The organism is Pantoea sp., from assembly GCF_032114055.1.
Lineage (GTDB): Bacteria > Pseudomonadota > Gammaproteobacteria > Enterobacterales > Enterobacteriaceae > Pantoea.
The window spans coordinates 344,317-369,705 of the sequence record NZ_DAMCTB010000002.1; the positions used below are offsets into that span (position 1 = coordinate 344,317).

Consider the following 25,389-nt stretch of genomic DNA (forward strand, 5'->3'; position numbering starts at 1 on the left):
GTAATGACTGAGTGCGTACAGCGCGAAAGCGCGGTGTTGGTGCATTTTACGCTGAAGCTGGAAGATGGCTCGACGGCGGAATCGACCCGTGCAAACGGTAAGCCCGCGCTGTTCCGTCTCGGTGATGGCAGCCTCTCTGCGGCACTTGAGCAGGCACTGCTGGGACTGAAAGCGGGTGAGACAAAACAGTTCACCCTGGCGCCGGAAGAGGCGTTTGGTGGCGTCAGTCCTGACCTGATCCAGTATTTCTCGCGTCGTGACTTTATCGACGCGGGAGAACCGGAAGTGGGTGCCATCATGCTGTTCAGCGGCATGGGTGGCAGCGAAATGCCCGGCGTGATCCGCGAAGTCTCCGGTGATTCCATTACCGTGGACTTCAACCATCCGCTGGCAGGCCATCGTATTCAGTTTGATGTAGAGGTGCTGGAAATCGATCCGGTCCTGGAGGCCAACGATGCAAATCCTGTTAGCTAACCCGCGCGGTTTCTGCGCCGGCGTCGATCGCGCCATCAGCATTGTTGAACGCGCGCTGGAGATGTATGGTGCGCCGATCTATGTTCGTCACGAAGTGGTACACAACCGCTACGTGGTGAACAGCCTGCGCGAGCGGGGCGCCATCTTTATTGAAGAGATCAGCGAAGTACCGGATGAGGCGATCCTGATCTTTTCTGCGCACGGCGTGTCTCAGGCGGTGCGTGCGGAAGCGAAAGCACGCAACCTGACGATGCTGTTCGACGCCACCTGTCCGCTGGTGACGAAGGTACACATGGAAGTGGCCCGCGCCAGCCGTAAAGGCGTTGAGGCGATCCTGATTGGCCACGCGGGTCATCCGGAAGTTGAAGGCACCATGGGGCAGTACAATAACCCCAACGGCGGCATGTATCTGGTGGAGTCACCGGAAGATGTCTTCAGGCTGACCGTTAAAGATGAAAATAATCTGAGCTTCATGACGCAGACGACGCTGTCGGTGGATGATACCTCAGACATTATCGATGCCCTGCGTCAGCGTTTTCCGGCGATCATCGGGCCGCGCAAAGATGATATCTGCTACGCCACCACTAACCGTCAGGAAGCGGTGCGGACACTGGCGCAGGATGCCGACGTGGTGCTGGTGGTGGGGTCAAAGAACTCCTCTAACTCTAACCGTCTGGCGGAGCTGGCGCAGCGTGCCGGTAAACTGGCGAAGCTGATCGACTCTGCGGATGATATTCAGGAAGAGTGGGTAAAAGGCGTCGGCTGCATCGGTGTCACGGCGGGCGCGTCCGCGCCGGATATTCTTGTGCAGCAGGTCATCCAGCGGCTGCGTGAGCTGGGCGGCGAAACCGCGATTGAGCTGATTGGCCGCGAAGAGAACATTGTCTTTGAAGTGCCTAAAGAGCTGCGCGTCGAGGTGCGTAACGTCCAGTAAGCCCGCGAAAAATCTGATAAAAGGCCGACTCTGTTCGGCCTTTTTTGTTTTTTCAGCCCGGGCATCGGGCCGGAATGTGCTGCGGTGATTGCTTTTACTGATAATCAGCAGCGGCTGGCATAAAATTCTTATTATCACGGATTAATAGTGGCGTGACGGTTAACGCATCGTTAACCTGATGACGCTTTGGATGCATAGTTTTGTCTTAGGAATGAATAAATATGAATACTATCCGCATTGCTGTGGTGGGTGCGCCGGGCCGTATGGGCCGTAATCTGATCGAGGCGACGCAGCAGGCAGAAGGCGTGGCGCTGGGGGCGGCTCTGGTCCGCCCCGGTTCATCACTGACCGGCAGTGACGCCGGGGAAGTCGCCGGTATTGGCAGGAACGGTATCCTGATCGCCGACGATTTACGCGCGGTGATCAACGACTTTGATGTGTTGATCGACTTTACCCGCCCGGAAGGGACGCTGGAGTATATGGCGATTTGCCGTGAGCATGGCAAAGCGATGGTCATTGGCACCACCGGTTTTGATGAAGCTGGCAAAGCCGCGATTCGTGCGGCTTCTGAAGAGATCGCCATCGTGTTCGCCGCGAACTTCAGCGTCGGGGTTAACCTGGTGCTGAAGCTGCTTGAGCAGGCCGCAAAAGTCATGGGTGAGTATGCGGATATTGAGATTGTCGAAGCGCATCATCGTCATAAAGTGGATGCGCCGTCAGGCACCGCGCTGGCGATGGGTGAAGCGATCGCCGATGCGATGGCGTGGAAGCTGGATGAGCATGCGGTCTATGCCCGCGAAGGCCATACCGGCGAGCGCCAGCCGCAGACTATCGGCTTTGCCACCGTGCGTGCGGGCGATATCGTCGGTGAACATACCGCGATGTTTGCCGATATTGGCGAGCGGGTAGAGATAACCCATAAGGCTTCAAGCCGCATGACCTTTGCAAAAGGTGCCATTAAGTCAGCTGTATGGCTGAACGAAAAGAAAACCGGTCTTTTTGATATGCGGGATGTGCTTAATTTGTCAGATTGATGTGTTGTGAACCATCGTGATGTGGTTATTTCAATCGTTAATTCATTGATTGAGAAGGGCGATATTTTTATCGCCCTTAATTTTATTGTTTATATGTCTTATCATCCTTTTTCTTTCTGTAATTCCTTTTTTTCTCACTTTACGCCTCTTTTCAATCTGCGCAGATGCTAATTTTGACCATTTGGTCAAAAAAACAGGCCCGCCCTCGCCGGATTCGCGTTTTTTCGGCATAGCAAACGATTATTCCAATGAGTTTCCTCCTCTTTTTGCCCTTTATATTGCGTATTTTCCTCATAAGGCGGATAAACATGAAAAAAAGTGGCGTCAGGGTAGACAATGACCAGGGGGATCATTAGAATGCGCGCAATTTGCCAAAAATCGACAATTCAGGCGGTTTTTGCATTGATTCAACCGGCTATTTTGAATTAATATGCAGATATTATGACTGTTTATTCCCTGGAGGATGTTTTGATTAAGTCAGCAATCCTGGTTCTGGAAGACGGAACCCAATTCCACGGTCGGGCCATCGGGGCAACGGGGTCGGCAGTGGGGGAAGTCGTTTTCAATACCTCAATGACCGGTTATCAAGAAATCCTCACTGATCCTTCCTATTCCCGCCAAATCGTTACTCTCACTTATCCCCATATCGGTAATGTCGGTGCCAACGCCGCCGATGAAGAATCCAGCCAGATTCATGCGCAGGGCCTGGTCATCCGTGACCTGCCGCTGATTGCCAGCAACTTCCGGAGCGAAGAGGGCTTATCCGCCTGGCTGCAGCGCAATAACATCGTGGCCATTGCCGATATCGATACCCGCAAGCTGACACGTCTGCTGCGTGAGAAAGGGGCGCAGAACGGTTGCATCATCGCTGGCGACGCGCCGGATGCGGCACTGGCGCTGCAGAAAGCCCAGGCGTTCCCCGGCCTGAAAGGGATGGATCTGGCGAAAGAGGTCTGCACCACCGAGACTTACAGCTGGCAGCAGGGCAGCTGGACGCTGAAAGCAGGTCTGCCAGAGCAGTCATCGGCAGAGGCGCTGCCTTACCATGTTGTGGCATACGATTACGGTGCTAAGCGCAACATCCTGCGCATGCTGGTCGATCGCGGCTGTCGTCTGACGGTCGTACCGGCACAGACGCCTGCGGAAGAGGTGCTGAAGCTGAACCCGGATGGCATTTTCCTCTCTAACGGTCCGGGCGACCCGGAGCCGTGTGACTACGCGGTCAGCGCCATTCAGTCGTTCCTGAAAACAGAGATTCCGGTGTTTGGTATCTGCCTGGGTCATCAGCTGCTGGCGCTGGCCAGCGGGGCCAAAACCGTGAAGATGAAGCTTGGCCATCACGGCGGCAACCATCCGGTCAAAGATCTCGACAGCAACCGCGTGATGATCACCGCGCAGAACCACGGTTTTGCGGTTGATGAGAATGATCTGCCCGCGAATCTGCGTGTGACCCACATTTCGTTGTTCGATAAGACCGTGCAGGGCATTCACCGCACTGACAAGCCTGCCTTCAGCTTCCAGGGACACCCGGAAGCCAGCCCGGGACCGGGTGACGCAGCGCCGCTGTTTGACCACTTTATCGAATTGATTGACGCATTCCGTCTGCAAGCGAAGTAATCAGGAGCTAATTCATGCCAAAACGTACAGACCTGAAATCCATCCTGATTCTTGGGGCCGGTCCGATTGTGATCGGACAGGCCTGCGAATTCGACTATTCCGGTGCGCAGGCGTGTAAGGCGCTGCGTGAAGAGGGTTACCGCGTCATTCTGGTGAACTCTAACCCGGCAACCATCATGACTGACCCGGAAATGGCCGATGCAACCTATATCGAGCCGATCAACTGGGAAGTGGTGCGCAAGATCATCGAAAAAGAGCGCCCGGATGCCGTTCTGCCGACCATGGGCGGTCAGACCGCGTTGAACTGTGCGCTGGAGCTGGAACGTCACGGCGTGCTGGAAGAGTTTGGCGTCACCATGATTGGTGCGACCGCTGATGCGATCGACAAAGCGGAAGATCGTCGCCGTTTCGACGTGGCGATGAAGAGCATCGGTCTGGACACCGCGCGCTCCGGCATTGCGCACAGCATGGAAGAGGCGCTGGCCGTGGCCGACGATGTCGGCTTCCCCTGCATTATCCGCCCCTCCTTTACCATGGGCGGCACCGGTGGCGGCATCGCCTATAACCGTGAAGAGTTCGAAGAGATCTGCGAACGCGGCCTCGACCTCTCTCCGACCAATGAGCTGCTGATTGATGAGTCGCTGATTGGCTGGAAAGAGTATGAGATGGAAGTGGTGCGTGACAAAAACGACAACTGCATCATCGTCTGCTCCATTGAAAACTTCGACGCCATGGGGATCCACACCGGTGACTCCATCACGGTCGCGCCTGCGCAGACGCTGACCGACAAAGAGTATCAGATCATGCGTAACGCCTCGCTGGCGGTACTGCGTGAAATCGGTGTGGAAACCGGCGGCTCCAACGTCCAGTTCTCGGTGAATCCGAAAGATGGCCGTCTGATTGTCATTGAGATGAACCCGCGTGTTTCACGCTCCTCGGCGCTGGCATCAAAAGCGACCGGCTTCCCGATTGCGAAAGTGGCGGCCAAACTGGCAGTGGGTTACACCCTCGATGAGCTGATGAACGATATCACCGGTGTATTAACCCCGGCGTCGTTCGAACCCTCCATCGACTATGTCGTCACCAAGATCCCCCGTTTCAACTTTGAAAAATTTGCCGGTGCTAACGACCGCCTGACCACCCAGATGAAGTCGGTTGGTGAAGTGATGGCGATTGGCCGCACGTTCCAGGAATCCATGCAGAAAGCGCTGCGCGGCCTGGAAGTCGGCGCGAACGGCTTCGACCCGAAAGTTCACCTGGACGATCCGGACGCCTTAACCCGCATCCGCCGCGAGCTGAAAGACGCCGGTTCCGACCGCATCTGGTACATCGCGGATGCGTTCCGTGCCGGCATGTCAGTGGATGGCGTCTTTAATCTGACCAACATCGACCGCTGGTTCCTGGTGCAGATCGAAGAGCTGGTGCGGCTGGAAGAGCAGGTGGCGCGTGAAGGTGTTAACAGCCTGGATGCGACCTTCCTGCGCGTGCTGAAGCGCAAAGGCTTTGCCGATGCGCGTCTGGCCACGCTGGCCGGTGTGGCTGAAAGCGAAATCCGCAAGCTGCGTCAGCAGTTTAACCTGCACCCGGTCTACAAGCGCGTGGACACCTGCGCCGCCGAGTTCGCAACGGACACCGCCTACATGTACTCCACGTATGAAGAGGAGTGCGAGGCCAATCCAAGCCCGGATCGCGAAAAGATCATGATTCTGGGCGGCGGACCGAACCGTATCGGCCAGGGTATCGAATTTGACTACTGCTGCGTTCACGCCGCCCTGGCGTTGCGTGAAGATGGCTATCAGACCATTATGGTCAACTGTAACCCGGAAACGGTTTCGACCGATTACGACACCTCCGATCGCCTCTACTTCGAGCCGGTCACGCTGGAAGATGTGCTGGAAATTGTGCGCATCGAGCAGCCAAAAGGCGTGATCGTTCAGTATGGCGGTCAGACGCCGCTGAAACTGGCGCGTGCGCTGGAAGCGGCAGGTGTACCGGTCATCGGCACCAGCCCGGATTCGATTGACCGCGCGGAAGACCGTGAGCGTTTCCAGCAGGCGGTCGATCGTCTGAGCCTGAAGCAGCCAGCTAACGCCACTGTTACCACACTGGAGCAGGCCGTTGAGAAAGCTGCTGGCCTGGGCTATCCGCTGGTGGTGCGTCCTTCTTATGTGCTGGGCGGCCGTGCTATGGAGATCGTCTACGACGAGCTCGACCTCAAGCGCTATTTCCAGACCGCGGTGTCGGTATCCAACGATGCGCCGGTTCTGCTGGATCGCTTCCTGGATGATGCAGTCGAAGTGGACGTGGATGCGATCTGCGACGGTGAGCGGGTGCTGATTGGCGGCATCATGGAACACATCGAGCAGGCGGGCGTGCACTCGGGTGACTCCGCCTGTTCACTGCCGGCCTACACCCTGAGTCAGGAGATTCAGAATGTGATGCGTCAGCAGGTTGAAAGACTGGCATTTGAGCTGAACGTGCGCGGTCTGATGAACGTGCAGTTTGCGGTGAAAGAGAACGAAGTCTATCTGATCGAAGTGAACCCACGCGCAGCGCGTACCGTACCGTTCGTCTCTAAAGCGACCGGTGTACCGCTGGCGAAAGTGGCAGCACGCGTGATGGCCGGTAAAACCCTGGCCGCGCAGGGCGTCACCGAAGAGGTGATTCCGCCGTACTACTCCGTCAAAGAAGTCGTACTGCCGTTTAACAAGTTCCAGGGCGTTGACCCGATTCTTGGCCCGGAAATGCGTTCGACCGGTGAAGTCATGGGCGTAGGCCGCACCTTCGCCGAGGCTTTCTCCAAAGCGATGCTGGGTGCGCAGAGCAACATGAAGAAGTCGGGCCGCGCGCTGCTGTCGGTGCGCGAAGGCGACAAGAAGCGGATCGTTGACCTGGCCGCTAAGCTGCAGAAGTTTGGTTTTGAGCTGGATGCGACACACGGTACGGCGGTCGTGCTGGGCGAAGCGGGCATCAACCCGCGTCTGGTCAACAAAGTGCACGAGGGCCGTCCGCACATCCAGGATCGCCTGAAGAATGGCGAATACAGCTACATCGTCAATACCACGGCAGGCCGCCAGGCGATTGAAGATTCGAAGCTTATCCGTCGCAGCGCGTTGCAGTACAAAGTCCATTACGACACCACGCTGAACGGCGGCTTTGCCACCGCGATGGCGCTGAATGCGGACCCGACGGAGCAGGTTATCTCCGTTCAGGAGATGCATGCCCAGATAAAGGCAATGTAATGTAAAAACGGCTCCTGCGGGGGCCGTTTTTTTCGCCTTGTTTCTGGCGATAATCTTAAAATCAGGTCCGGAAAAAGCAAAGAGTTTGCGTTAAAGTTACTGATTTGACTTATCTTTTTAGCTATAGGTGCGAAATGGGGCGGTTCGCACAAATCTATAAAACGAAACGCTTCCTGAACGCATTTCTCGCCAGTACTATGCCTGCCGCTCATCACCAGAGCGTATCAGGACACGAATAAAAAAATGAAAATGCGTACTTTTTCTCTGAGTGCAGTGGCTGCACTGATGGCTGTTCTTCCTTTCGCCAGCCAGGCGGAAATCACCCTGCTGAAGCAGGATCCGCAGGCGGGCGATCCGCTCAGCCGGCTTAACTTTGCGTTTGGCGGCAGCATTCGTGCTCAGGTCAACCATCAGACCGGCGTGAATGACAAATCCTATAAGCGCGACGGTTTTGACGGCGGCACCCGTTTCCGCTTTGGCGCGGACTACTACCTGTTCGATGATGTCAGCTGGATCAGCTACTACGAGCTGGGCGTTAACGTCCCGGCTCTGTTCAGCTGGGATGGCCACTATGCCGACGGGGCCAATAACACTACCCGCCGCCAGCTTTACACCGGCCTGAAAAGTAAAACCTGGGGTCAGCTGACCTTTGGTCAGCAGAACAGTGTTTACTACGATACCGTGGGCGCCAAGACCGATATCTGGGATTACGACATGATCGGCCAGGCACCGGGTAACGGGATCAACGGCGACTATGACGGCTCTTACCGTTCACGCAAGCAGCTAAAATATAAAAACAGCGTCGGCGATGTGGATCTCTTCGCTTCATACCTGTTCGATGACAATGAGTTCCTGCCGGGTAACGGCCTGCGCTACAAGCGTAAAGGCGGCGGCTCGCTGGGTGTGGATTACCACATCACCAACGATCTGAGCTGGGGCACCGCGTGGAACTACACCCGCGCGGCGATGCGTAACCCGAACAGCGGGGACAGTAAAACCTACGATCAGAACATCTTAGGCACCGCGCTGAGCTGGACCCCGGGTCACTGGACGCTCTCCGCTGGCGGTGGCTGGTATCAGAACTTCATGACCACCAGACGCAAAGATGTGCATGACTACTTTGCGGGCGATGCGTGGGGCCTGGAATATTTCGCTGGCTACAAAATTCCGGTCGCGCAGTATGGCCTGAAAGCGGTTCAGCCTTATGTGATGGGCGATCGCATCGAGTACGCGAACGGCCGTGACTACCAGCGCATCGACAACGGTCTGGGTGTGACGCTGTTCCTCAATTACGGCTTCCGTGTCGATTACGAACATGTCTTTACCTCCAGCAGTGATAACCTGGGCGACATGAACCTGATGCGTCTGCGCTACGACTTCTGATCATCCTGACGGCTCCTGCGGGAGCCGTTTTCTTTTGCGTCCCCTGTTTGTGCCAGACGGAGGCCGTTTGCTGGCGAGCTGCAGCAAACTAACGCGATTAGGCGGTGAAAAACGCTGCACAGGCCATGAAAAACGGCATCATAAAAAGCTTTACGCAAATAGACCGATCCCCCTATCGACGAAACTTTCACCTTTACGTATCATGGCGCCAATTTTTTTCAGTGAGTGGTTAACATGATTAGTCTTATCGCGGCATTAGCAGCAGATCGCATTATTGGAATGGAGAACGCCATGCCGTGGGACCTGCCTGCAGATCTGGCGTGGTTCAAGCGCAATACGCTGAAGAAACCGGTGATTATGGGCCGACTGACCTTTGAATCGATTGGCCGTCCTCTGCCTGGCCGCCTGAATATCGTGGTCAGCAGCCAGCCCGGCAGCGCAGAAGGGGTCACCTGGGTCACATCGCTGGATGAGGCGCTTCAGGCTGCCGGTGATGCAGAAGAGATTATGGTGATTGGCGGGGGCCGCGTCTACGAGCAGATGCTGAAGCGAGCCGATCGTCTCTACCTGACCCATATCGACGCAGAAGTCGAAGGGGATACTCAGTTCCCGGATTACGAGCCGGATGAGTGGCAATCCACGTTCAGCGAGTTTCACGACGCTGACGCGCAGAACTCCCACAGCTACTGCTTTGAGATCCTCGACCGCCGTCGCTAATCCCGCCTCCGTCAGGCTGTAACCTGGCTGTCATCATTATTCATTAGCATTGCTTCTTTTCTGGGATCGTGACAAAGGAAGCAATCACCAATGAAAAACGAATTATCCGCATTAAGCACTGACCGCCTGCCTGATCCACTGCGCCGTAAGTTTCTTGCCGGTTCCGGTGCTCTCGGGCTGACCGGCTTTCTCAGTGGTGGTCTGACGCTCTCATCCGGCGCGCGGGCCGCAGAGACACCGGCAGGCAGCGCGCTGCTCGGCTTTCAGGCCATTGCCGCCTCGACCGCCGACGAGGTGGTGGTGGCGCCCGGCTACCGCGCCGAGGTGCTGATCTCCTGGGGCGATCCGCTGGTAAACGGCGCTGCCGCGTTTGATCCGCACGGCAACAACAGCGCGGCGGATCAGGAAAAGCAGTTTGGTGACAACAATGATGGAATGAGCTTCTTTGCCATCGACGAGCATCGCGGGCTGATGGCAATTAACAATGAGTATGTTAACGAGCCAACGCTGTTTGCCCACGGTGGCAGTAAAGCAACCAGCCTGGAAGATGTGAAAAAGTCACAGGCGGCGCACGGTATTTCGGTGGTGGAAGTGAAGCGGGGCGAGGATAACCGCTGGCAGGTAGTGCGTCCGTCTGACTACAACCGCCGCATTACTGCTAACACCCCGATGCGCTTTTCCGGTCCCGCCGCGGGAGACAAGGCGCTGCAGACCGCAGCGGATCCGCAGGGCATGAACGTCCTCGGCACCTTCGGTAACTGCGCCAACGGCAAAACGCCCTGGGGCACCTATCTGACCTGCGAAGAGAACTACGACACCTATTTTGGCACCCGGCAGGCGGACTTCACGCCAACGCCGCAGCAGAAACGCTATACCCTGAATGCCGCCGAGCCAGAGCGGAACTGGGCCGACTTCGATCCCCGCTTTGATGTCGCAAAGAACCCCAACGAATTTAACCGCCACGGCTGGATAGTGGAAATCGATCCCTTTGATCCCCACTCTGTGCCGGTCAAACGTACCGCGCTGGGCCGCTTTAAACATGAGAACGCGGCGGTCACGGTGGCTAAAACCGGTCAGCTGGTGGTGTACATGGGGGATGATGAGCGCGGCGAGTATATCTATAAATATGTCTCTGACGACCGGGTTACCCCGGATGATGCGAAAGCCAGTCATGGGCTGCTGGACAAGGGCACGCTCTATGTGGCGCAGTTCAATGGCGACGCGCAGGGCACGCCATTAAAAGGCACCGGGCGCTGGCTGGCGCTGAAGTGGGGCGAAAACGGGCTTACCGCAGAACGGGGCTTCAGCAGTCAGGCTGACGTCCTGATCAACGCGCGCGCGGCGGCCGATGTGGTTAACGCCACCCGTATGGATCGGCCGGAATGGATCGCTGTGAATCCGCATGATGGCCGCGCCTACTGCACACTGACCAACAACAACAAGCGCGGCAACGAAGGGATGCCGATCAATGCGGCTAATCCGCGGCCAAAAAATATCTACGGCCAGATTATCCGCTGGGATGAGAAGGGCGATGCCACCGCACTGTCGTTTGAGTGGGATATTTATGCGCTGTGCGGCAATCCGATCGCTCATCCTGAGGGGATCTATCGCGGCACGCCCAACATCACCGCAGAGAATACCTTCAACAGCCCGGATGGTCTGGGCTTTGATGCCGCAGGACGCTTATGGATCCTGACCGATGGCAAATACAGCAATAAAGAGGATTATCAGGGGCAGGGCAATAATCAGATGCTGGTGGGCGATCCTGACAGCGGCGAGATCCGCCGCTTTATGGTCGGCCCGAAATCGTGCGAACTGACCGGCATTACCTTCACGCCCGATTACAGAACGCTGTTCGTTAATGTGCAGCATCCCGGCGAAGAGGGAGACTCCCATTTCCCGCACAACAGCCCGCGTCCGCGCTCATCGGTGATCATGATCACCCGCGAAGATGGCGGTGTTATCGGGGCCTGAGACAACATGCTGGCCTGACGGCCAGCATTATCGTTACAGCGCAGGCGGGGCCAGGCTGTCGCTGCCATCCAGCGCTTTTTCGCGGTTAGAGGGCTGCACGACGTAGCGCTGCGTTTCCCAGTGCAGCAGGGTCAGCGTACCGCCCCAGCAGCAGCCGGTGTCCAGACCGATTATCCCTTCAGGCGTGCCTTTGCCTTCCAGCGAGGCCCAGTGACCAAAGATAATGGTGTAATCGCGTGCAACCGGCCCTTCAATGGTAAACCAGGGCTTCAGCGGTGGAAGTGCCGACTCCGGCGCATCTTTGCAGATCATATCCAGCTGACCATTCGGGAAGCAGTAACGCATGCGGGTCAGGGCATTGGTGGTGAAGCGCAGACGGGCCAGGCCGGTCAGGTCTTCACTCCAGTTGTTCGGCATGTCGCCATACATGGCATCCAGAAACAGCGGATAGCTGTCGCTGGCAAGCACCGCTTCGACCTCACGCGCGCACTTTTTCGCGGTCTCGATATCCCACTGCGGTGTGACGCCGGCGTGGCCCATCACCAGCTTCTTCTCTTCATCCACCTGCAGCAGGGGCTGACGACGCAGCCAGTTGATCAGCTCGTCCGCATCCTCCGCTTCCAGCAGCGGCGTCAGACGATCTTTGGGCTTGTTGCGGCTGATGCCCGCGTAGACCGCCAGCAGATGCAGGTCGTGATTACCCAGTACCAGACGCACCGCATCGCCCAGCGATTTGACGTAGCGCAGAACCTCCAGCGAGCCGGGCCCGCGCGCCACCAGGTCGCCGGTCAGCCACAGGGTATCCTGCTCAGGGTTGAAATCGACCTGTTGCAGCAATGCCCGTAATTCATCGTAGCAACCATGAACGTCGCCAATCAGGTATGTGCTCATAACGTTTTATCCATCGGGAAGGTGCCCGGCTCAGCGGGCAAAAAGCGTGTGAATCAGTGAATGTGGGTCTGAACGGCGAGGCGGAACACCGGGATATCGACGTGAAAGGTTTCGCCCTGTTCGTCGATCATCACATAGTGTCCCTGCATGGTGCCCATCGGGGTTTCAATCACGGCACCGCTGGTATACTGAAACTCATTGCCCGGGGCGATATGGGGCTGTTCCCCCACCACGCCTTCGCCCTGGACTTCTGTTTCGCGGCCATTACCGTTGGTAATCAGCCAGTAGCGCCCCAGCAGTTGCACAGCGGAACGACCCAGATTGCGTATCGTGATGGTATAGGCGAAGACGTAGCGATCCTCATCCGGCGAGGACTGAGAGGCGACGTACTGGCTCTGCACATGGACGGAGACGCGGGCCGTTTCACTCATGACTTACTCCTGCGATTTTCCCTGATGATTTGCCAGCCAGTTGGCCAGCTGACAGTATTGCGCAACCGAAACGTTTTCAGCGCGCAGGCCGGGATCGATGGACAACTCTTCCAGCGCACCCGCCGTGACCATGTGGTTCAGACTGTTTCGCAATGTTTTGCGGCGCTGACCAAAGGCTTCGGTCGTAATGCGGCTCAAAATACGCACGTCGCTGACCGGATGAGGCGGCTCGGCAAAAGGCACCAGGCGCACCACCGCAGAGTCCACTTTCGGTGGCGGAGTAAAGGCGTGCGGCGGTACTTCCAGCACCGGGATCACCTGGCAGTAATATTGCGCCATCACCGTCAGGCGGCCATAGGCTTTACTGCCCGGACCGGCAACCAGACGGTTAACCACCTCTTTCTGCAGCATGAAGTGCATATCTTTGATCGAACCAGTATAGCTGAAAAGATGGAACATCAGCGGGGTCGAAATGTTGTACGGCAGGTTACCAAATACCCGCAGCGGCTGGCCTCGCTCCTGCGCCAGGGCGGCGAAGTCGAAGGTCATGGCATCCTGCTGGAAGATGGTCAGTTTCGGGCCAAGGAATGGATGGGTCTGCAGACGCGCGGCGAGATCGCGGTCCAGCTCGACCACCGTTAAGCTATCAAGGCGTTCGCCTACCGGCTCGGTCAGGGCACCCAGGCCGGGACCGATTTCGACCAGCGCTTCATCGCGCTGAGGATGAATAGCGGAGACAATGCTGTCGATAATGTACTGATCGTTCAGGAAGTTCTGCCCGAAACGTTTACGGGCGTAGTGCCCCTGATGGACGCGATTATTCATTACTGCTCTTGATCATAGTGATGGCGAGGTTAAGCGCCGTGATGAAGCTGCCCGGTTCCGCCTGACCCAGCCCGGCGAGTTCAAGCGCGGTGCCGTGATCCACGGAAGTCCGGATAAAGGGCAGGCCCAGGGTAATATTTACCGCCCGGCCAAACCCCTGAAATTTAAGTACCGGCAGGCCCTGGTCGTGATACATCGCCAGAACCGCATCGGCATGTTGCAGATACTTAGGCTGGAACAGCGTATCGGCAGGCAGCGGGCCGGTCAGTCTGATGCCCTGCTGACGCAGTTCATCCAGTGCCGGTGTAATCGTCTCGATCTCTTCGCGACCCAGATGGCCACCTTCACCCGCGTGGGGGTTAAGACCGCAGACATAGATGTGTGGCTCGGCAATCGCAAACTTCTGCTGCAGATCGCGATGCAGAATCGTGATCACCTCATGCAGGCAATCGCGCGTTACCGCCGCGGCGACATCCTTCAGCGGCAGGTGGGTCGTCGCCAGCGCGACACGCAGCGCTTCGGTCGCCAGCATCATCACTACGCGATGACCGCCTGCGCGGTCGGCGAAAAACTCGGTATGGCCGGTAAAGGCGATACCGGCATCGTTGATCACGCCTTTATGCACCGGACCGGTGATCAGCGCCGCAAATTCACCGGACAGGCAGCCGTCACAGGCGCGCGTCAGCGTGGCCAGCACATAGTCACTGTTGGCAACGCAGAGTTCGCCTGGCGTCACCGGTTCGGCGGTTTCAACGGGCAGAATCGTCAGCGACCCCGCCTGCTGTGGCTCAGCGTCCACGCCAGGCTGATAAGGGCGCAGGGTCAGTGGCAGACCGAGCTGCGCCGCACGCTGCCGGAGCAGGTCCGGTGAGGCGCACACCACCAGCTCAACCGGCCACGCCTGCTGAGCCAGCTGAACGGTGAGATCGGGACCAATCCCGGCGGGTTCGCCGGGCGTGATCACCACACGATTACTGCGCATTGCCATCCAGAATCTTCACGTAGGCGCTGGCACGCTGTTCCTGCATCCAGGTCTGCGCTTCTTCTGCAAACTTACGGTTGAACAGCATGCGGTATGCGCGCTCTTTCTGGGCCGCATCGGTCTTATCCACCTGACGGGTATCCAGCAGCTGAATCAGATGCCAGCCGAAAGAGGAGTGAACAGGCTGACTGAGCTGGCCTTTCTGCAGACGCAGCAGCGCGTCGCGGAACGCCGGATCAAACACTTCCGGTGAGGTCCAGCCGAGATCGCCGCCCTGGTTTGCTGAGCCCGGATCGTCAGAGTACTGTTTGGCCGCGGCGGCAAAGGTGGTTTTTCCGCTGCGGATGTCGGCAGCGATCTGCTCCAGCTGCGCGCGCGCCTGGCTGTCAGTGAGGATCGGGGATGGCTTCAGCAGGATATGACGTGAATGCACTTCGGTAACGGAGACATTTTTGCTCTCGCCACGCAGGTCGTTCACTTTCAGGATGTGAAAACCCACACCGGAACGGATCGGCCCGACAATATCGCCTTTTTTAGCCGTTGCCAGCGCCTGAGCAAACAGGGTCGGCAACTCTTCAATTTTGCCCCAGCCCATGTTGCCGCCTTTCAGCGCCTGGGAGTCGGCAGAGTAGGTGACAGCCATCTTGCCAAAGTCAGCGCCATTTTTCAGTTCGCCAACCAGCTGTTTCGCCAGCGTTTCCTGCTCATCAACCTGCTGTTGCGTTGGGTTTTCCGGCAGCGGCAGCAGAATATGGCTGACGTTCAGCTCGGTGCCCTGGCTGTTCTGAGAGCCAATCTGAGCAGCCAGCGTATCCACTTCCTGCGGCAGAATGGTGACGCGGCGACGCACTTCGTTGTTGCGGACTTCGGCAATCGTCATCTCTTTGCGGATCTGCGCACGATAGACGCTGTAGTTCATGCCGTCATAAGCCAGACGGCTGCGCAGCTGATCGAGGCTCATACGGTTCTGGGCTGCAATGTTCTGAATAGCCTGGTCCAGCTGCTCGTCGCTGATCTGAACGCCCGCTTTCTCGCCCATCTGCAGGATGATGTTGTCCATGATCTGACGTTCCAGAATCTGATGGCGCAACGTTTTATCATCGGGCAGCTGCTGATTTGCCTGCCGGGCCTGAGATTTAACCGTGCTCATCATGCCGTCCACGTCACTCTCAAGAACCACGCCGTTATTGACTACGGCAGCAACTTTATCAACGACTTGTGGTGCCGCGAACGCGGTGTTGGCACTCAGTGCCACACCAAGAATCAGCATTCTCCAGTTCTTCATACTTTATCCATTGTTGGTTCCGCACTGCGGGATTGCCTGTCAAACATCACAACATCAGAAAGCGGGCTGGTAAGGGATAATGCCCTGACGCAGCATATCGTTGGTACCTAAGCCGTAGTTAGGACTCAGACCACGCAGCTCAATGTTGAATGAGATTTGGTTGTCATATTTACTGTCGTTGTTTTCCCAACCGTTAATTTTGCGTTCGTAACCGACCCGGATCGCATAACAGCATGAGCTGTATTGCAGGCCAACCAGCTGCGATGCCGGACGCGTGTTCCGGGTATCGTAGTAGTAAGCGCCTACCACAGACCATGCATCGGCAATCGGCCAGCTGGCCGTGGTGCCCACCTGTGAAATTCCGTTTTTGTAGACACGGTTGTTAACCAGGTTGCTATCGTTCAGCGCAGCCGCGACATATTCCGGGCTGCTGTAACGGTAGTTCAGCTGCACCATGCGGTCGGCATCGCGACGGTATTCCAGGACGGTATTGCCCTGAGAGACGTTGTCGAGTTTGGTGTCATACTGCAGACCACCCCGGACGCCCCAGCGATCGCTGATTTTCCAGTATGTATCGCCAGCCCAGATCAGGCTGCCGGTATCATCTTCTTTGCTGGTTTGATTCACACCAGTACGAGAAGGGGTAAACGAGTAGATTTGACCCACAGAAACGTTAAAACGTTCAACCAGATCGGTATCATAAATACGGGAGGTGACGCCGGTCGCCACTTCATTCGCAGAAGCAATGCGATCCAGGCCGCTGTAAGTACGATCGCGGAACAGGCCGGTGTAGTCAGTTTGCAGCAGCGTGGAGTCGTACGGATAGATGTTGCTCTGATTGCGATACGGGATATAGAGGTACTGCACCCGTGGCTCCAGCGTCTGGGTATAACCCACCGCCGAGTTCATCTCACGGTCAAAGACCATCCGGCCATCGACCTTAAACTGCGGCAGCGTACGGTTAACGGACTCTTTAAGCTGGTTGTTGCGATCGGTGTCGATGTTGTTGTTGTAATACTCAACATCATCCTGCTGATAGTGCGTCGCCAGTAATTTTGCTTCCGTATCCAGGCTGGCCCAGCCGTTTGACAGCGGCAGATTCAGGGTCGGCTCAATATGTAAACGGGTCGCTTCAGGATAGCGATCGCTGACGTTGGTAAATTTTACCGCCTGCGCATAGATCCGGCCATCAAACGGACCGATGTCATTCTGATAGAGATTGACGTCCAGCTGCGGCATGGCGCGGTAGACGTTGCTATTACTGGTGTTACCAAATACCTGGAAATCTTTGGTGGAAAGCGTGGCGTCCCAGTTAGTATCTGCATAACCAATACTGAATTTTTGCGTGGCGTAGTTATCGGTCGAGCTGTAGTACTTCGAGTCGAGATCGTTGAAGTAGTAGCTATCGCTGACCTTGGTGTAGTCCGCATTGAAACGCCAGTTTTTGTCATAGACGCCGGCATGACGCCAGTAGAATAACCAGCGATCAGAACTGTCATCTTCGGCGATGCCGCGCAACGCTTTGTCTTTGTCGTACTGCTTGTCTGAGCCCAGGTAGTCGAACTCCATCAGACCTGCGCCCAGTTCAGTCAGATAACGGAATTCATTCTCAAACTTCATGCCGCGCTTGCTGATGTAGTGCGGCGTAATGGTGGCATCGGCCTGCGGCGCGATGTTCCAGTAATAGGGCAGCATGAACTCAAAGCCATTGTTGCTGCCATATTTTGCATTCGGAATCAGAAAGCCGGAGCGACGACGATCGCCAATCGGTAACTGCAGATAGGGGCTGTAAAACACCGGCACGGAACCGATCTTAAAGCGGGCATTCCAGATCTCAGCTACTTCTTCCTCGCGATCCTGAATCACTTCAGATCCCACCACACTCCAGCTGTTTGAGCCCGGCAGACAGGAGGTAAAGGTGCCGTTTTCCAGGATGGTGTAGCGGTTGTCGCCGCGCAGCTTCATCTGATCGGCCGTGCCGCGTCCCTGACGATCCACCATCTGATACTGACCGTTCCAGACGTTGGTATCTTTGGTGTTGAGGTTTGACCAGGCTTTCGGACCTTTCAGGATGACCTGGTTGTCATCGTAGTGCACATTACCCAGCGCATCGACGGTGCGAACCGGGGCTGTCTGGTCATTCTGCTGACGCTGATGAAGCTGAACTTCATCGGCCTGCATGCGGCTGTTACCCTGCTCAATATTTACGTTGCCGGTAAACACCGCATCGTCGGGATAGTTCCCTTTGGCGGCGTCAGAATTGATGGTAACAGGCAGCTGATTCGCATCGCCATTGACCAGCGGGCGGTTGTAACTCGGCACGCCTAACATACACTGCGACATCAAATCGTCGGCAAAGGCTTGCTGGCTAATGGCTGCGCCGATCAGTGTGGCCAGCAGGGTAGGTATATGTTTTTTCATACGCGGTATCGAGAATTCCATGAAAACTGGCATCATGCCGACAATCGGGTCAGAGACTAACTTACTGCCCGGCGTTGCGCCAGTGTTAATCCTGGTCTGTCAGCGTTGCTGTTAGGCGCTGAGGTAAATGACAGGTATGATAATGCAATTTTCAGCCGCAAGCATGGCGAATTGAGGAGTTTATGCGCTACTGGGGAAAAGTTGTGGGTCTGGCAGTGGGATTACTTTCCGGCGCAGGCTTTTGGGGTATTGTGATCGGTTTGATCATTGGCCATCTGATTGACAAAGTACGCGGTGCGCAAGGCAGGGCTTACTTCTCAAACAATCAGACCCGGCAGACGCTGTTTTTCAGCACCACCTTTCAGGTGATGGGCCATCTGACCAAGTCAAAAGGGCGCGTTACCGAAGCCGATATTCAGATTGCGTCGCTGTTAATGGAGCGGATGCAGCTGCACGGTGAATCGCGCACGGCTGCCCAGCGCGCCTTCCGCGAAGGCAAACAGGCGGATTACCCGTTACGCAGTAAACTGCGTGAACTGCGCAGCGCCTGCTTTGGCCGCTTCGATCTGATCCGGATGTTTCTGGAGATTCAGATTCAGGCCGCTTTTGCCGACGGGTCGCTGCACCCCAACGAACGCCAGGTGCTTTATGTGATCGCCGAGGAGCTGGGTATCTCACGCGTGCAGTTCGATCAGTTTCTGCGCATGATGGAGGGCGGTCAGCAGTTTGGCGGCGGCCAGCACGGGTCGGGCGGTTTCCAGCAGGCGCAACGCGGACCGACGCTGGACGACGCCTGCAGCGTGCTGGGCGTGAAGCCGGGTGATGACGCCACCACGATTAAGCGCGCCTATCGTAAGCTGATGAGTGAGCATCATCCTGACAAGCTGGTAGCGAAAGGCCTGCCGCCTGAGATGATGGAGATGGCGAAGCAGAAAGCGCAGGAGATTCAGGCGGCGTACGATCTGATTCGTAAAGAGAAAGGCTTCAAGTAATTTCCGGCTGCATGACCTCTTCTGTTACAGAGGAGGCTATGCAGGCGCTGGCAGGATGGGCTTCTCAGAAGTCGGCGGGCTGACGGAACGTCATCGCATTACCAAACACCGGATGCGTGATGGTCAGCGACTCTGCATGCAGCAGCAGGCGCGAGGCCATTGCTCTGGCGTCCGGATGGGCATAGAAGTTATCACCCAGAATCGGATGACCCAGCGCCAGCATGTGGACCCGCAGCTGGTGTGAGCGGCCGGTAATCGGCTTCAGCGCCACCCGCGCGCTGTTATCGTCACGGTATTCCAGCACCTGATACTCCGTCTGCGCAGCTTTACCGTTCTCAAAACAGACCATCTGCTTCGGACGGTTCGGCCAGTCGCAGATCAGCGGCAGATCAACCACACCCTCTTCCTTTTCCGGATGTCCCCAGATGCAGGCCACATAGGTTTTAGCGGGCTCACGTTCGCGGAACTGGCGTTTCAGTTCACGCTCGGCATCTTTGGTCAGCGCGACGACCAGCACGCCGCTGGTCGCCATATCCAGCCGATGAACCGACTCCGCCTGCGGGAAATCACGCTGAATCCGCGTCATCACGCTGTCTTTGTTTTCAGGTAACCGGCCGGGTACCGAGAGCAGGCCGCTGGGTTTATTAACGACCATGATATGCGCATCCTGATAAAGAATGTGCAGCCAGGGTTCACGCGGCGGATTGTAAGGTTCCATGGGGCTTTCCAAAAAAGAGGGGCCAGACGGCCCCTGAGCTTACTGGTGAGTCACGACAATCAGGCGCAGCGCATCGAGACGCCAGTTAGCCTGATCGAGACTTTCCATCACCTGTTCGCGGTTGCTTTCCAGCGCCTCGATCTCATCTTCACGGATGTTCGGGTTGACGGCTTTCAGCGCGTTAAGACGCGAGAGTTCTGCACCCAGCTTCTCGTTCGCTTCAGCACGGGCCGCGTCAATCAATGCACGGGCTTCGCTGACGACGCACGCTTCACCCTGAGTCAGAATCGCATGCACATCCTGCTGTACCGCATTGACCAGTTTGCTGGCGGTATGACGGTTAACCGCGTTGAGCTGACGGTTGAAGCTCTCGAACTCGACTTTGCCCGCCAGGTTTGTGCCTTTGGTATCCATCAGCAGACGGATTGGCGTCGGTGGCAGGAAACGCGTCAGTTGCAGGTGCTTCGGCGCCTGCGCCTCCACGACATAGATCAGTTCGACCAGCAGCGTACCCACCGGCAGCGCCTTGTTCTTCAGCAGCGACAGTGCGCTGCTGCCGGTATCCCCCGACAGAATCAGATCCAGACCGTTGCGGATCAGCGGATGTTCCCAGGTAATGAACTGAGTATCCTCGCGTGACAGTGCCTGATCGCGATTAAAGGTGATGGTGCAGCCATCTTCCGGAAGACCAGGGAAATCCGGTACCAGCATGTGGTCAGAGGGCGTCAGGACGATCAGGTTATCGCTGCGATCTTCCTGATTAATACCGACGATATCAAACAGGTTCAGTGCGAAGTTGACCAGTGCGGTGTCGTTATCCTGCTCGCTGATGGCATTTGCCAGCAGCTGCGCGGCTTCACCGCCGTTGGAGTTCAGCTCCAGCAGACGATCGCGGCCCTGTTCCAGCTGTGCTTTCAGCGCGTCATGCTGTTTGCGACATTCGCTGATAAACGTATCAAAGCCTTCGCTGTTTTCCGGCGCGGCAAGATAACCGATCAGTTGCGAATGGACGCTGTCATAAATGGTGCGGCCGGTCGGGCAGGTATGCTCAAACGCATCCAGCCCTTCGTGATACCAGCGCAGCAGCACCGCCTGAGCGGTCTGCTCCAGCCACGGCACCAGAATCTGAATATCGTGCGCCTGACCGATACGATCCAGACGGCCGATACGCTGCTCCAGCAGGTCGGGGTTGAACGGCAGGTCAAACATCACCAGACGGCTGGCGAACTGGAAGTTGCGCCCTTCAGAGCCGATCTCGGAGCACAACAGCACCTGCGCGCCATTCTCTTCAGAGGCGAACCAGGCAGCAGCACGGTCACGTTCAATGATCGACAGACCTTCGTGGAATACGGCGGCCCGGATGCCTTCACGTTCGCGCAGTACCTGCTCCAGCTGCAGTGCCGTGGCGGCTTTGGCGCAGATCACCAGCACTTTCTCTTTGCGGTTGCTGGTGAGATAGCCCATCAGCCACTCGACGCGCGGATCGAAGTTCCACCAGGTGCCGCTGTCGCCTTCAAATTCCTGATAAATCTGTTCCGGGTAGAGCAGGTCACGCGCCCGCTCTTCGGCGCTTTTGCGCGCGCCCATGATGCCGGAAACTTTAATCGCGGTCTGATACTGCGCGGGCAGGGGCAGACGGATCTGGTGCAGCTCGCGTTTCGGGAAGCCTTTAACCCCGTTTCGGGTGTTACGGAACAGAACGCGGCTGGTGCCATGACGATCCATCAGCATCGAGATAAGCTCCTGGCGCGCTTCCTGTTTGCCATCGCGATCGCTGTTAGCGACCTGCAGCAGCGGCTCGATATCCTGTTCGCCGACCAGGTCGTTAATCCGGTTCATCTCCTCCTGAGAGATCGCTTTGTCTGCCAGCAGCGCCGTCACGGCGTCGGCAATCGGGCGGAAATGCTGCTGCTCTTCAACGAAGGCGTCAAAATCGTGGAAGCGATCCGGGTCAAGCAGACGCAGACGGGCGAAGTGACTCTCCATACCCAGCTGCTCCGGCGTCGCGGTGAGCAGGAGAACGCCGGCGATTTTCTCTGCCAGCTGTTCGATGACCTGATATTCACGGCTCGGCTCGCCTGCTGACCAGGCGAGATGGTGCGCTTCATCGACCACCAGCAGATCCCATTCGGCATCAGCCAGTTTCTCAAGACGCTGACGGTTACGGCGCACAAAGTCGAGCGAGCAGATAATCAGCTGCTCGGTTTCAAACGGGTTATCGCTGTCGTGCTGCGCTTCGGTGTAGCGGTCATCATCAAACAGCGCAAAGCGCAGGTTGAAGCGACGCAGCATCTCGACCAGCCACTGGTGCTGCAGCGTTTCAGGCACCACAATCAGGACACGCTCGGCCCGGCCAGCCAGTAACTGCTGCTGGATGATCATGCCGGCTTCAATGGTTTTTCCCAGACCCACTTCATCGGCCAGCAGCACGCGCGGCGCATGGCGGCGGCCCACATCATGAGCAATATGCAGCTGGTGAGGGATCAGGTTGGTGCGCATACCGCGTAAGCCGCTGATCGGCAGGCGGTACTGCTCACTCTGATATTTACGGGCGCGGAAGCGCAGGGCAAAGCGATCCATCCGGTCGAGCTGGCCGGCAAACAGGCGATCCTGGGGTTTGCTGAACACCAGCTTGCTGTCGAGCATCACTTCGCGCAGCATCACGTTGCTCTCTTCGGTATCCAGACGGGTACCGATGTAGGTCATCAGGTCATTTTCGTTGCGGACATCATCGACGCGCATCTGCCAGCCTTCGTGGCTGGTGATGGTGTCACCCGGGTTAAAGATGACGCGGGTAACTGGCGAATCGTTGCGGGCGTAGAGGCGGTTTTCCCCCGTGGCCGGGAACAGCAGGGTGATCATGCGGGTATCAATCGCCACCACGGTGCCCAGTCCCAGTTCACTTTCCGTATCACTAATCCAGCGCTGACCTAATGTAAAAACCATATATTTTTTGCTCGAATTTTAACGTTTTTAGAGGTGTTTCCCAAAACTCAGACAATAGCGTTACCGCCAGACAGCGGGGTCTGGAGCGTACTTAAGAGCGGTGAGTTTCAGGAAGGGCGCTATGGTACTGGATGGCAGGGCGTTCGTCACCTGTCAAAAAAGACCCAGCTGCCCGGTAATCAGTGTAGCAAAGTCTCCGTCAACAAAGGGCAGGATCCCCTCAGCCACGGGCTGAAGTTGCCGGGTTACGTAGTGATCATAGTCCAGTGGTGTGCTGCGCGCCTCCAGTGGCTCGGGCCCGGCCGTCGCCATGACGTAACGGATCCGGCCACCGTTCTGATACTGTAGCGGGCGGTTTAATTTGCGATTCTGCTCGTCGGCCAGCCGCGCTGCGCGGACGTGAGGCGGCACGTTTCGTTCATACTCTTTTAGCGGACGCCGCAGACGTTTTTTATAGATCAGCTGATCGTCGAGTTCTCCCGCCAGCAGCTGCGCTACGGTTTCCCGGATGTAATCCTGCCAGGGTTCCCGGTGGAAGATGCGGTGATAGAGCTGCTGCTGAAAGGTTTTGGCCAGCGGCGTCCAGTCGGTCCGCACTGACTCCAGCCCCTTGAAAATCATGCGCTCACCGCCTGCGTCACGGATCAGGCCCGCGTAGCGTTTTTTGCTGCCCTGTTCGGCCCCCCGAATCGTCGGCATCAGAAAGCGGCAGAAGTGGCTTTCATACTCCAGCTCCAGCGCGCTGGTCAGCCCCAGGGTCTGCTGCAGATGGTCGCGCCACCAGGCGTTCACTTTCTGCACCAGCTGCTGCCCAATCGCCGCTGCGGCTGCTTCGCCGTGAGCCGACTTCAGCCAGACAAAGGTGGAGTCAGTGTCACCGTAGATGACATCGTAGCCTTCCGCCTCAATCAGCGCGCGGGTCTGCTGCATGATGGCGTGACCGCGCAGCGTAATTGAGGAGGCGAGGCGCGGATCGAAGAAGCGACAGGCGCTGGTGCCCAGCACGCCGTAAAAGGCGTTCATGATGATTTTCAGCGCCTGCGACAGCGGCTGGTTGTTCTGCTTTTTCGCCGCTTCACGGCCCAGCCAGATCTGCTCAACCATCGCCGGCAGGCAGTGGGTCTGCCGCGAGAAGCGCGCTTCACGGAATCCCGCCACTGAATCGGCATCATCGGGATGGGCCAGGCCTTCCACCAGCCCGACCGGGTCGATCAGGAAGGTGCGGATAATAGAGGGATAGAGGCTCTTATAGTCCAGCACCAGCACCGAGTCATACAGGCCCGGGCGCGAATCCATTACATATCCGCCCGGACTCGCTTCCGGCGCAACCTCTCCCCTGTTGGGCGCGACAAACCCGGCGCGGTGCATGCGGGGAATATAGAGATGACTGAAGGCCGCTACCGATCCGCCGTGGCGGTCCACCGCCAGGCCGTTGACCGCCGCGCGCTCCAGCAGGAACGGCATAATTGCCGTTTTGTGAAAGATGCGCGTAACCAGCTCGCAATCTTTCAGGTTATAACGCGCCAGGGCCGGTTTATCGTTGGCAAAGCGCCAGTTAATCTCCTCCATGCGATGCCAGGGATTATCGATCGCTTTCCCTTCACCCAGCAGCTGCTGTGACACCGACTCCAGGCTGAATGAGGGAAAATCCCAGAACGCTGATTTAAGAGCCTCAATGCCGTCGATAATCAGGCGACCGCTGGCCTGGGCGAAGAAAACACCCGGCTTAAAGCCATGCTCACGCCACTCCAGCACGGCCTGCTGGCGCCCCAGACGCAGCGGAATGCCGTAGCGATCGGCATGTTTCTGCAGCACGCGCAGGTCAAACTGCACCACGTTCCAGCCAATCAGGACATCCGGATCGTGCTCTGCAAACCACTGGTTCAGCGCCTCAATCAGCTGAGGACGGCTGTCGAGATAGATCAGGTCGAAATCGATGGCGCTGGCGTCGCCGTTGGCCGGGCCGAGCATAAAGACCTGACGCTGACCACAGCCTTCCAGCCCGATGCAGTACAGCTCGCCGTGCTGGGTGGTTTCGATATCCAGCGACACCCATTTCAGCGGCGGGCGATAGTCGGGATGTGGCTTGAGCCGCGCATTTACCACGCTGTCACCCTGCTGCTCGCCATCAAACCAGACGGGTGCGGTGATGAAACGTTCCATCAGATAGCGATCCGGCGGGCGGATGTCTGCCTCATAGACCGGAATACCCTGTTCGCGCAGCTGTTTTTCGATGCGCTGAAGCTGCCGGTTCTGCGGACAGTAGAGGCCGAAAACCGGGCGGCGGCGGAAATCTTTCAGCGCCAGCGACTGAATCCGAAACTGACGTTCATCCTGGAGTAACGCGCGGACCTGCGCCTGAAACGCCTCAGGAATAAAGGCCACGGACTCCTGCACCGGCAGCACCACGCGCTGCGGGCCCGCATCGGTGGCGAGCCAGAGGACAATTTCCGTGCCATGCGGGCTGTCGCGCCAGTGGCGGGTGAGCACAAAACCTGCGCGGGGCATCATCAGCAGTTCTCC

At 57.2% G+C, this 25,389-nt stretch carries 18 protein-coding genes; 9 read left to right on the forward strand and 9 right to left on the reverse strand.

Annotation, left to right across the window (positions count from 1 at the left end; genetic code table 11):
• Window positions 1-3: 3 nt before the first annotated feature.
• From fkpB to RT657_RS05810, 8 genes are all read left to right on the forward strand, one after another.
• Window positions 4-474, forward strand: a complete 471-nt coding sequence (gene fkpB, locus RT657_RS05775; protein WP_313653036.1) for an FKBP-type peptidyl-prolyl cis-trans isomerase — start codon at window positions 4-6, stop codon at window positions 472-474.
• Window positions 455-1,408, forward strand: coding sequence for a 4-hydroxy-3-methylbut-2-enyl diphosphate reductase (gene ispH, locus RT657_RS05780; RefSeq protein WP_313653037.1), 954 nt, complete (start codon window positions 455-457; stop codon window positions 1,406-1,408). Before fkpB ends, ispH begins: the two co-directional genes overlap by 20 nt.
• A gap of 221 nt (window positions 1,409-1,629) precedes the next feature.
• Window positions 1,630-2,442: a 4-hydroxy-tetrahydrodipicolinate reductase gene (gene dapB, locus RT657_RS05785; protein WP_313653038.1), complete on the forward strand. Its 813-nt coding sequence runs from the start codon at window positions 1,630-1,632 to the stop codon at window positions 2,440-2,442.
• A gap of 468 nt (window positions 2,443-2,910) precedes the next feature.
• Window positions 2,911-4,059 (forward strand): glutamine-hydrolyzing carbamoyl-phosphate synthase small subunit, encoded by a 1,149-nt coding sequence (gene carA, locus RT657_RS05790; protein WP_313653039.1) that lies wholly within the window; start codon window positions 2,911-2,913, stop codon window positions 4,057-4,059.
• Window positions 4,060-4,073: 14 nt separating this feature from the next.
• Window positions 4,074-7,301 (forward strand): carbamoyl-phosphate synthase large subunit, encoded by a 3,228-nt coding sequence (gene carB / locus RT657_RS05795; protein WP_313653041.1) that lies wholly within the window; start codon window positions 4,074-4,076, stop codon window positions 7,299-7,301.
• A gap of 249 nt (window positions 7,302-7,550) precedes the next feature.
• On the forward strand, window positions 7,551-8,684 hold the full coding sequence (locus RT657_RS05800; RefSeq protein ID WP_409520976.1) for a porin: 1,134 nt from the start codon (window positions 7,551-7,553) through the stop codon (window positions 8,682-8,684).
• 234 nt (window positions 8,685-8,918) lie between these two features.
• The gene (gene folA / locus RT657_RS05805; RefSeq protein ID WP_313653043.1) at window positions 8,919-9,401 is read left to right on the forward strand and encodes a type 3 dihydrofolate reductase; all 483 of its coding nucleotides are present in this window, start codon (window positions 8,919-8,921) and stop codon (window positions 9,399-9,401) included.
• A gap of 90 nt (window positions 9,402-9,491) precedes the next feature.
• The gene (locus tag RT657_RS05810) at window positions 9,492-11,375 is read left to right on the forward strand and encodes a PhoX family phosphatase (protein ID WP_313653044.1); all 1,884 of its coding nucleotides are present in this window, start codon (window positions 9,492-9,494) and stop codon (window positions 11,373-11,375) included.
• 33 nt (window positions 11,376-11,408) lie between these two features.
• On the opposite strand, the gene apaH is transcribed toward RT657_RS05810, so the two are convergent.
• From apaH to lptD, 6 genes are read right to left on the reverse strand one after another with little or no spacing between them, the layout of a single operon-like run.
• Complete coding sequence (gene apaH / locus RT657_RS05815) at window positions 11,409-12,266, reverse strand: bis(5'-nucleosyl)-tetraphosphatase (symmetrical) ApaH (protein WP_313653045.1); 858 nt, start codon at window positions 12,264-12,266, stop codon at window positions 11,409-11,411.
• Between the two features lie 53 nt (window positions 12,267-12,319).
• Complete coding sequence (gene apaG / locus RT657_RS05820) at window positions 12,320-12,697, reverse strand: Co2+/Mg2+ efflux protein ApaG (protein WP_313653046.1); 378 nt, start codon at window positions 12,695-12,697, stop codon at window positions 12,320-12,322.
• Between the two features lie 3 nt (window positions 12,698-12,700).
• On the reverse strand, window positions 12,701-13,522 hold the full coding sequence (gene rsmA, locus RT657_RS05825) for a 16S rRNA (adenine(1518)-N(6)/adenine(1519)-N(6))-dimethyltransferase RsmA (RefSeq protein WP_111139379.1): 822 nt from the start codon (window positions 13,520-13,522) through the stop codon (window positions 12,701-12,703).
• Window positions 13,515-14,504 carry a 4-hydroxythreonine-4-phosphate dehydrogenase PdxA gene (gene pdxA, locus RT657_RS05830; protein WP_313653047.1) on the reverse strand — a complete coding sequence of 330 codons (990 nt, stop codon included), beginning with the start codon at window positions 14,502-14,504 and terminating at the stop codon, window positions 13,515-13,517. The genes rsmA and pdxA overlap by 8 nt, the downstream gene beginning before the upstream one ends.
• Complete coding sequence (gene surA / locus RT657_RS05835) at window positions 14,494-15,789, reverse strand: peptidylprolyl isomerase SurA (RefSeq protein WP_313653048.1); 1,296 nt, start codon at window positions 15,787-15,789, stop codon at window positions 14,494-14,496. The genes pdxA and surA overlap by 11 nt, the downstream gene beginning before the upstream one ends.
• Window positions 15,790-15,843: 54 nt before the next feature.
• Entirely contained in the window at window positions 15,844-18,210 is a 2,367-nt protein-coding gene (gene lptD / locus RT657_RS05840; protein WP_313653050.1) for an LPS assembly protein LptD, read from the reverse strand.
• 182 nt (window positions 18,211-18,392) lie between these two features.
• Between lptD and djlA the strand changes: the two genes are divergently transcribed.
• Window positions 18,393-19,202, forward strand: coding sequence for a co-chaperone DjlA (djlA, locus tag RT657_RS05845; protein WP_313653051.1), 810 nt, complete (start codon window positions 18,393-18,395; stop codon window positions 19,200-19,202).
• Window positions 19,203-19,266: 64 nt separating this feature from the next.
• Here djlA and rluA read toward each other — a convergent pair whose 3' ends face one another.
• From rluA to polB, 3 genes are all read right to left on the reverse strand, one after another.
• Window positions 19,267-19,920: a bifunctional tRNA pseudouridine(32) synthase/23S rRNA pseudouridine(746) synthase RluA gene (rluA, locus tag RT657_RS05850; RefSeq protein WP_313653053.1), complete on the reverse strand. Its 654-nt coding sequence runs from the start codon at window positions 19,918-19,920 to the stop codon at window positions 19,267-19,269.
• 39 nt (window positions 19,921-19,959) lie between these two features.
• Entirely contained in the window at window positions 19,960-22,866 is a 2,907-nt protein-coding gene (gene rapA / locus RT657_RS05855) for an RNA polymerase-associated protein RapA (RefSeq protein ID WP_313653054.1), read from the reverse strand.
• 153 nt (window positions 22,867-23,019) lie between these two features.
• The gene (polB, locus tag RT657_RS05860; protein WP_409520977.1) at window positions 23,020-25,374 is read right to left on the reverse strand and encodes a DNA polymerase II; all 2,355 of its coding nucleotides are present in this window, start codon (window positions 25,372-25,374) and stop codon (window positions 23,020-23,022) included.
• Window positions 25,375-25,389 lie beyond the last annotated feature (15 nt).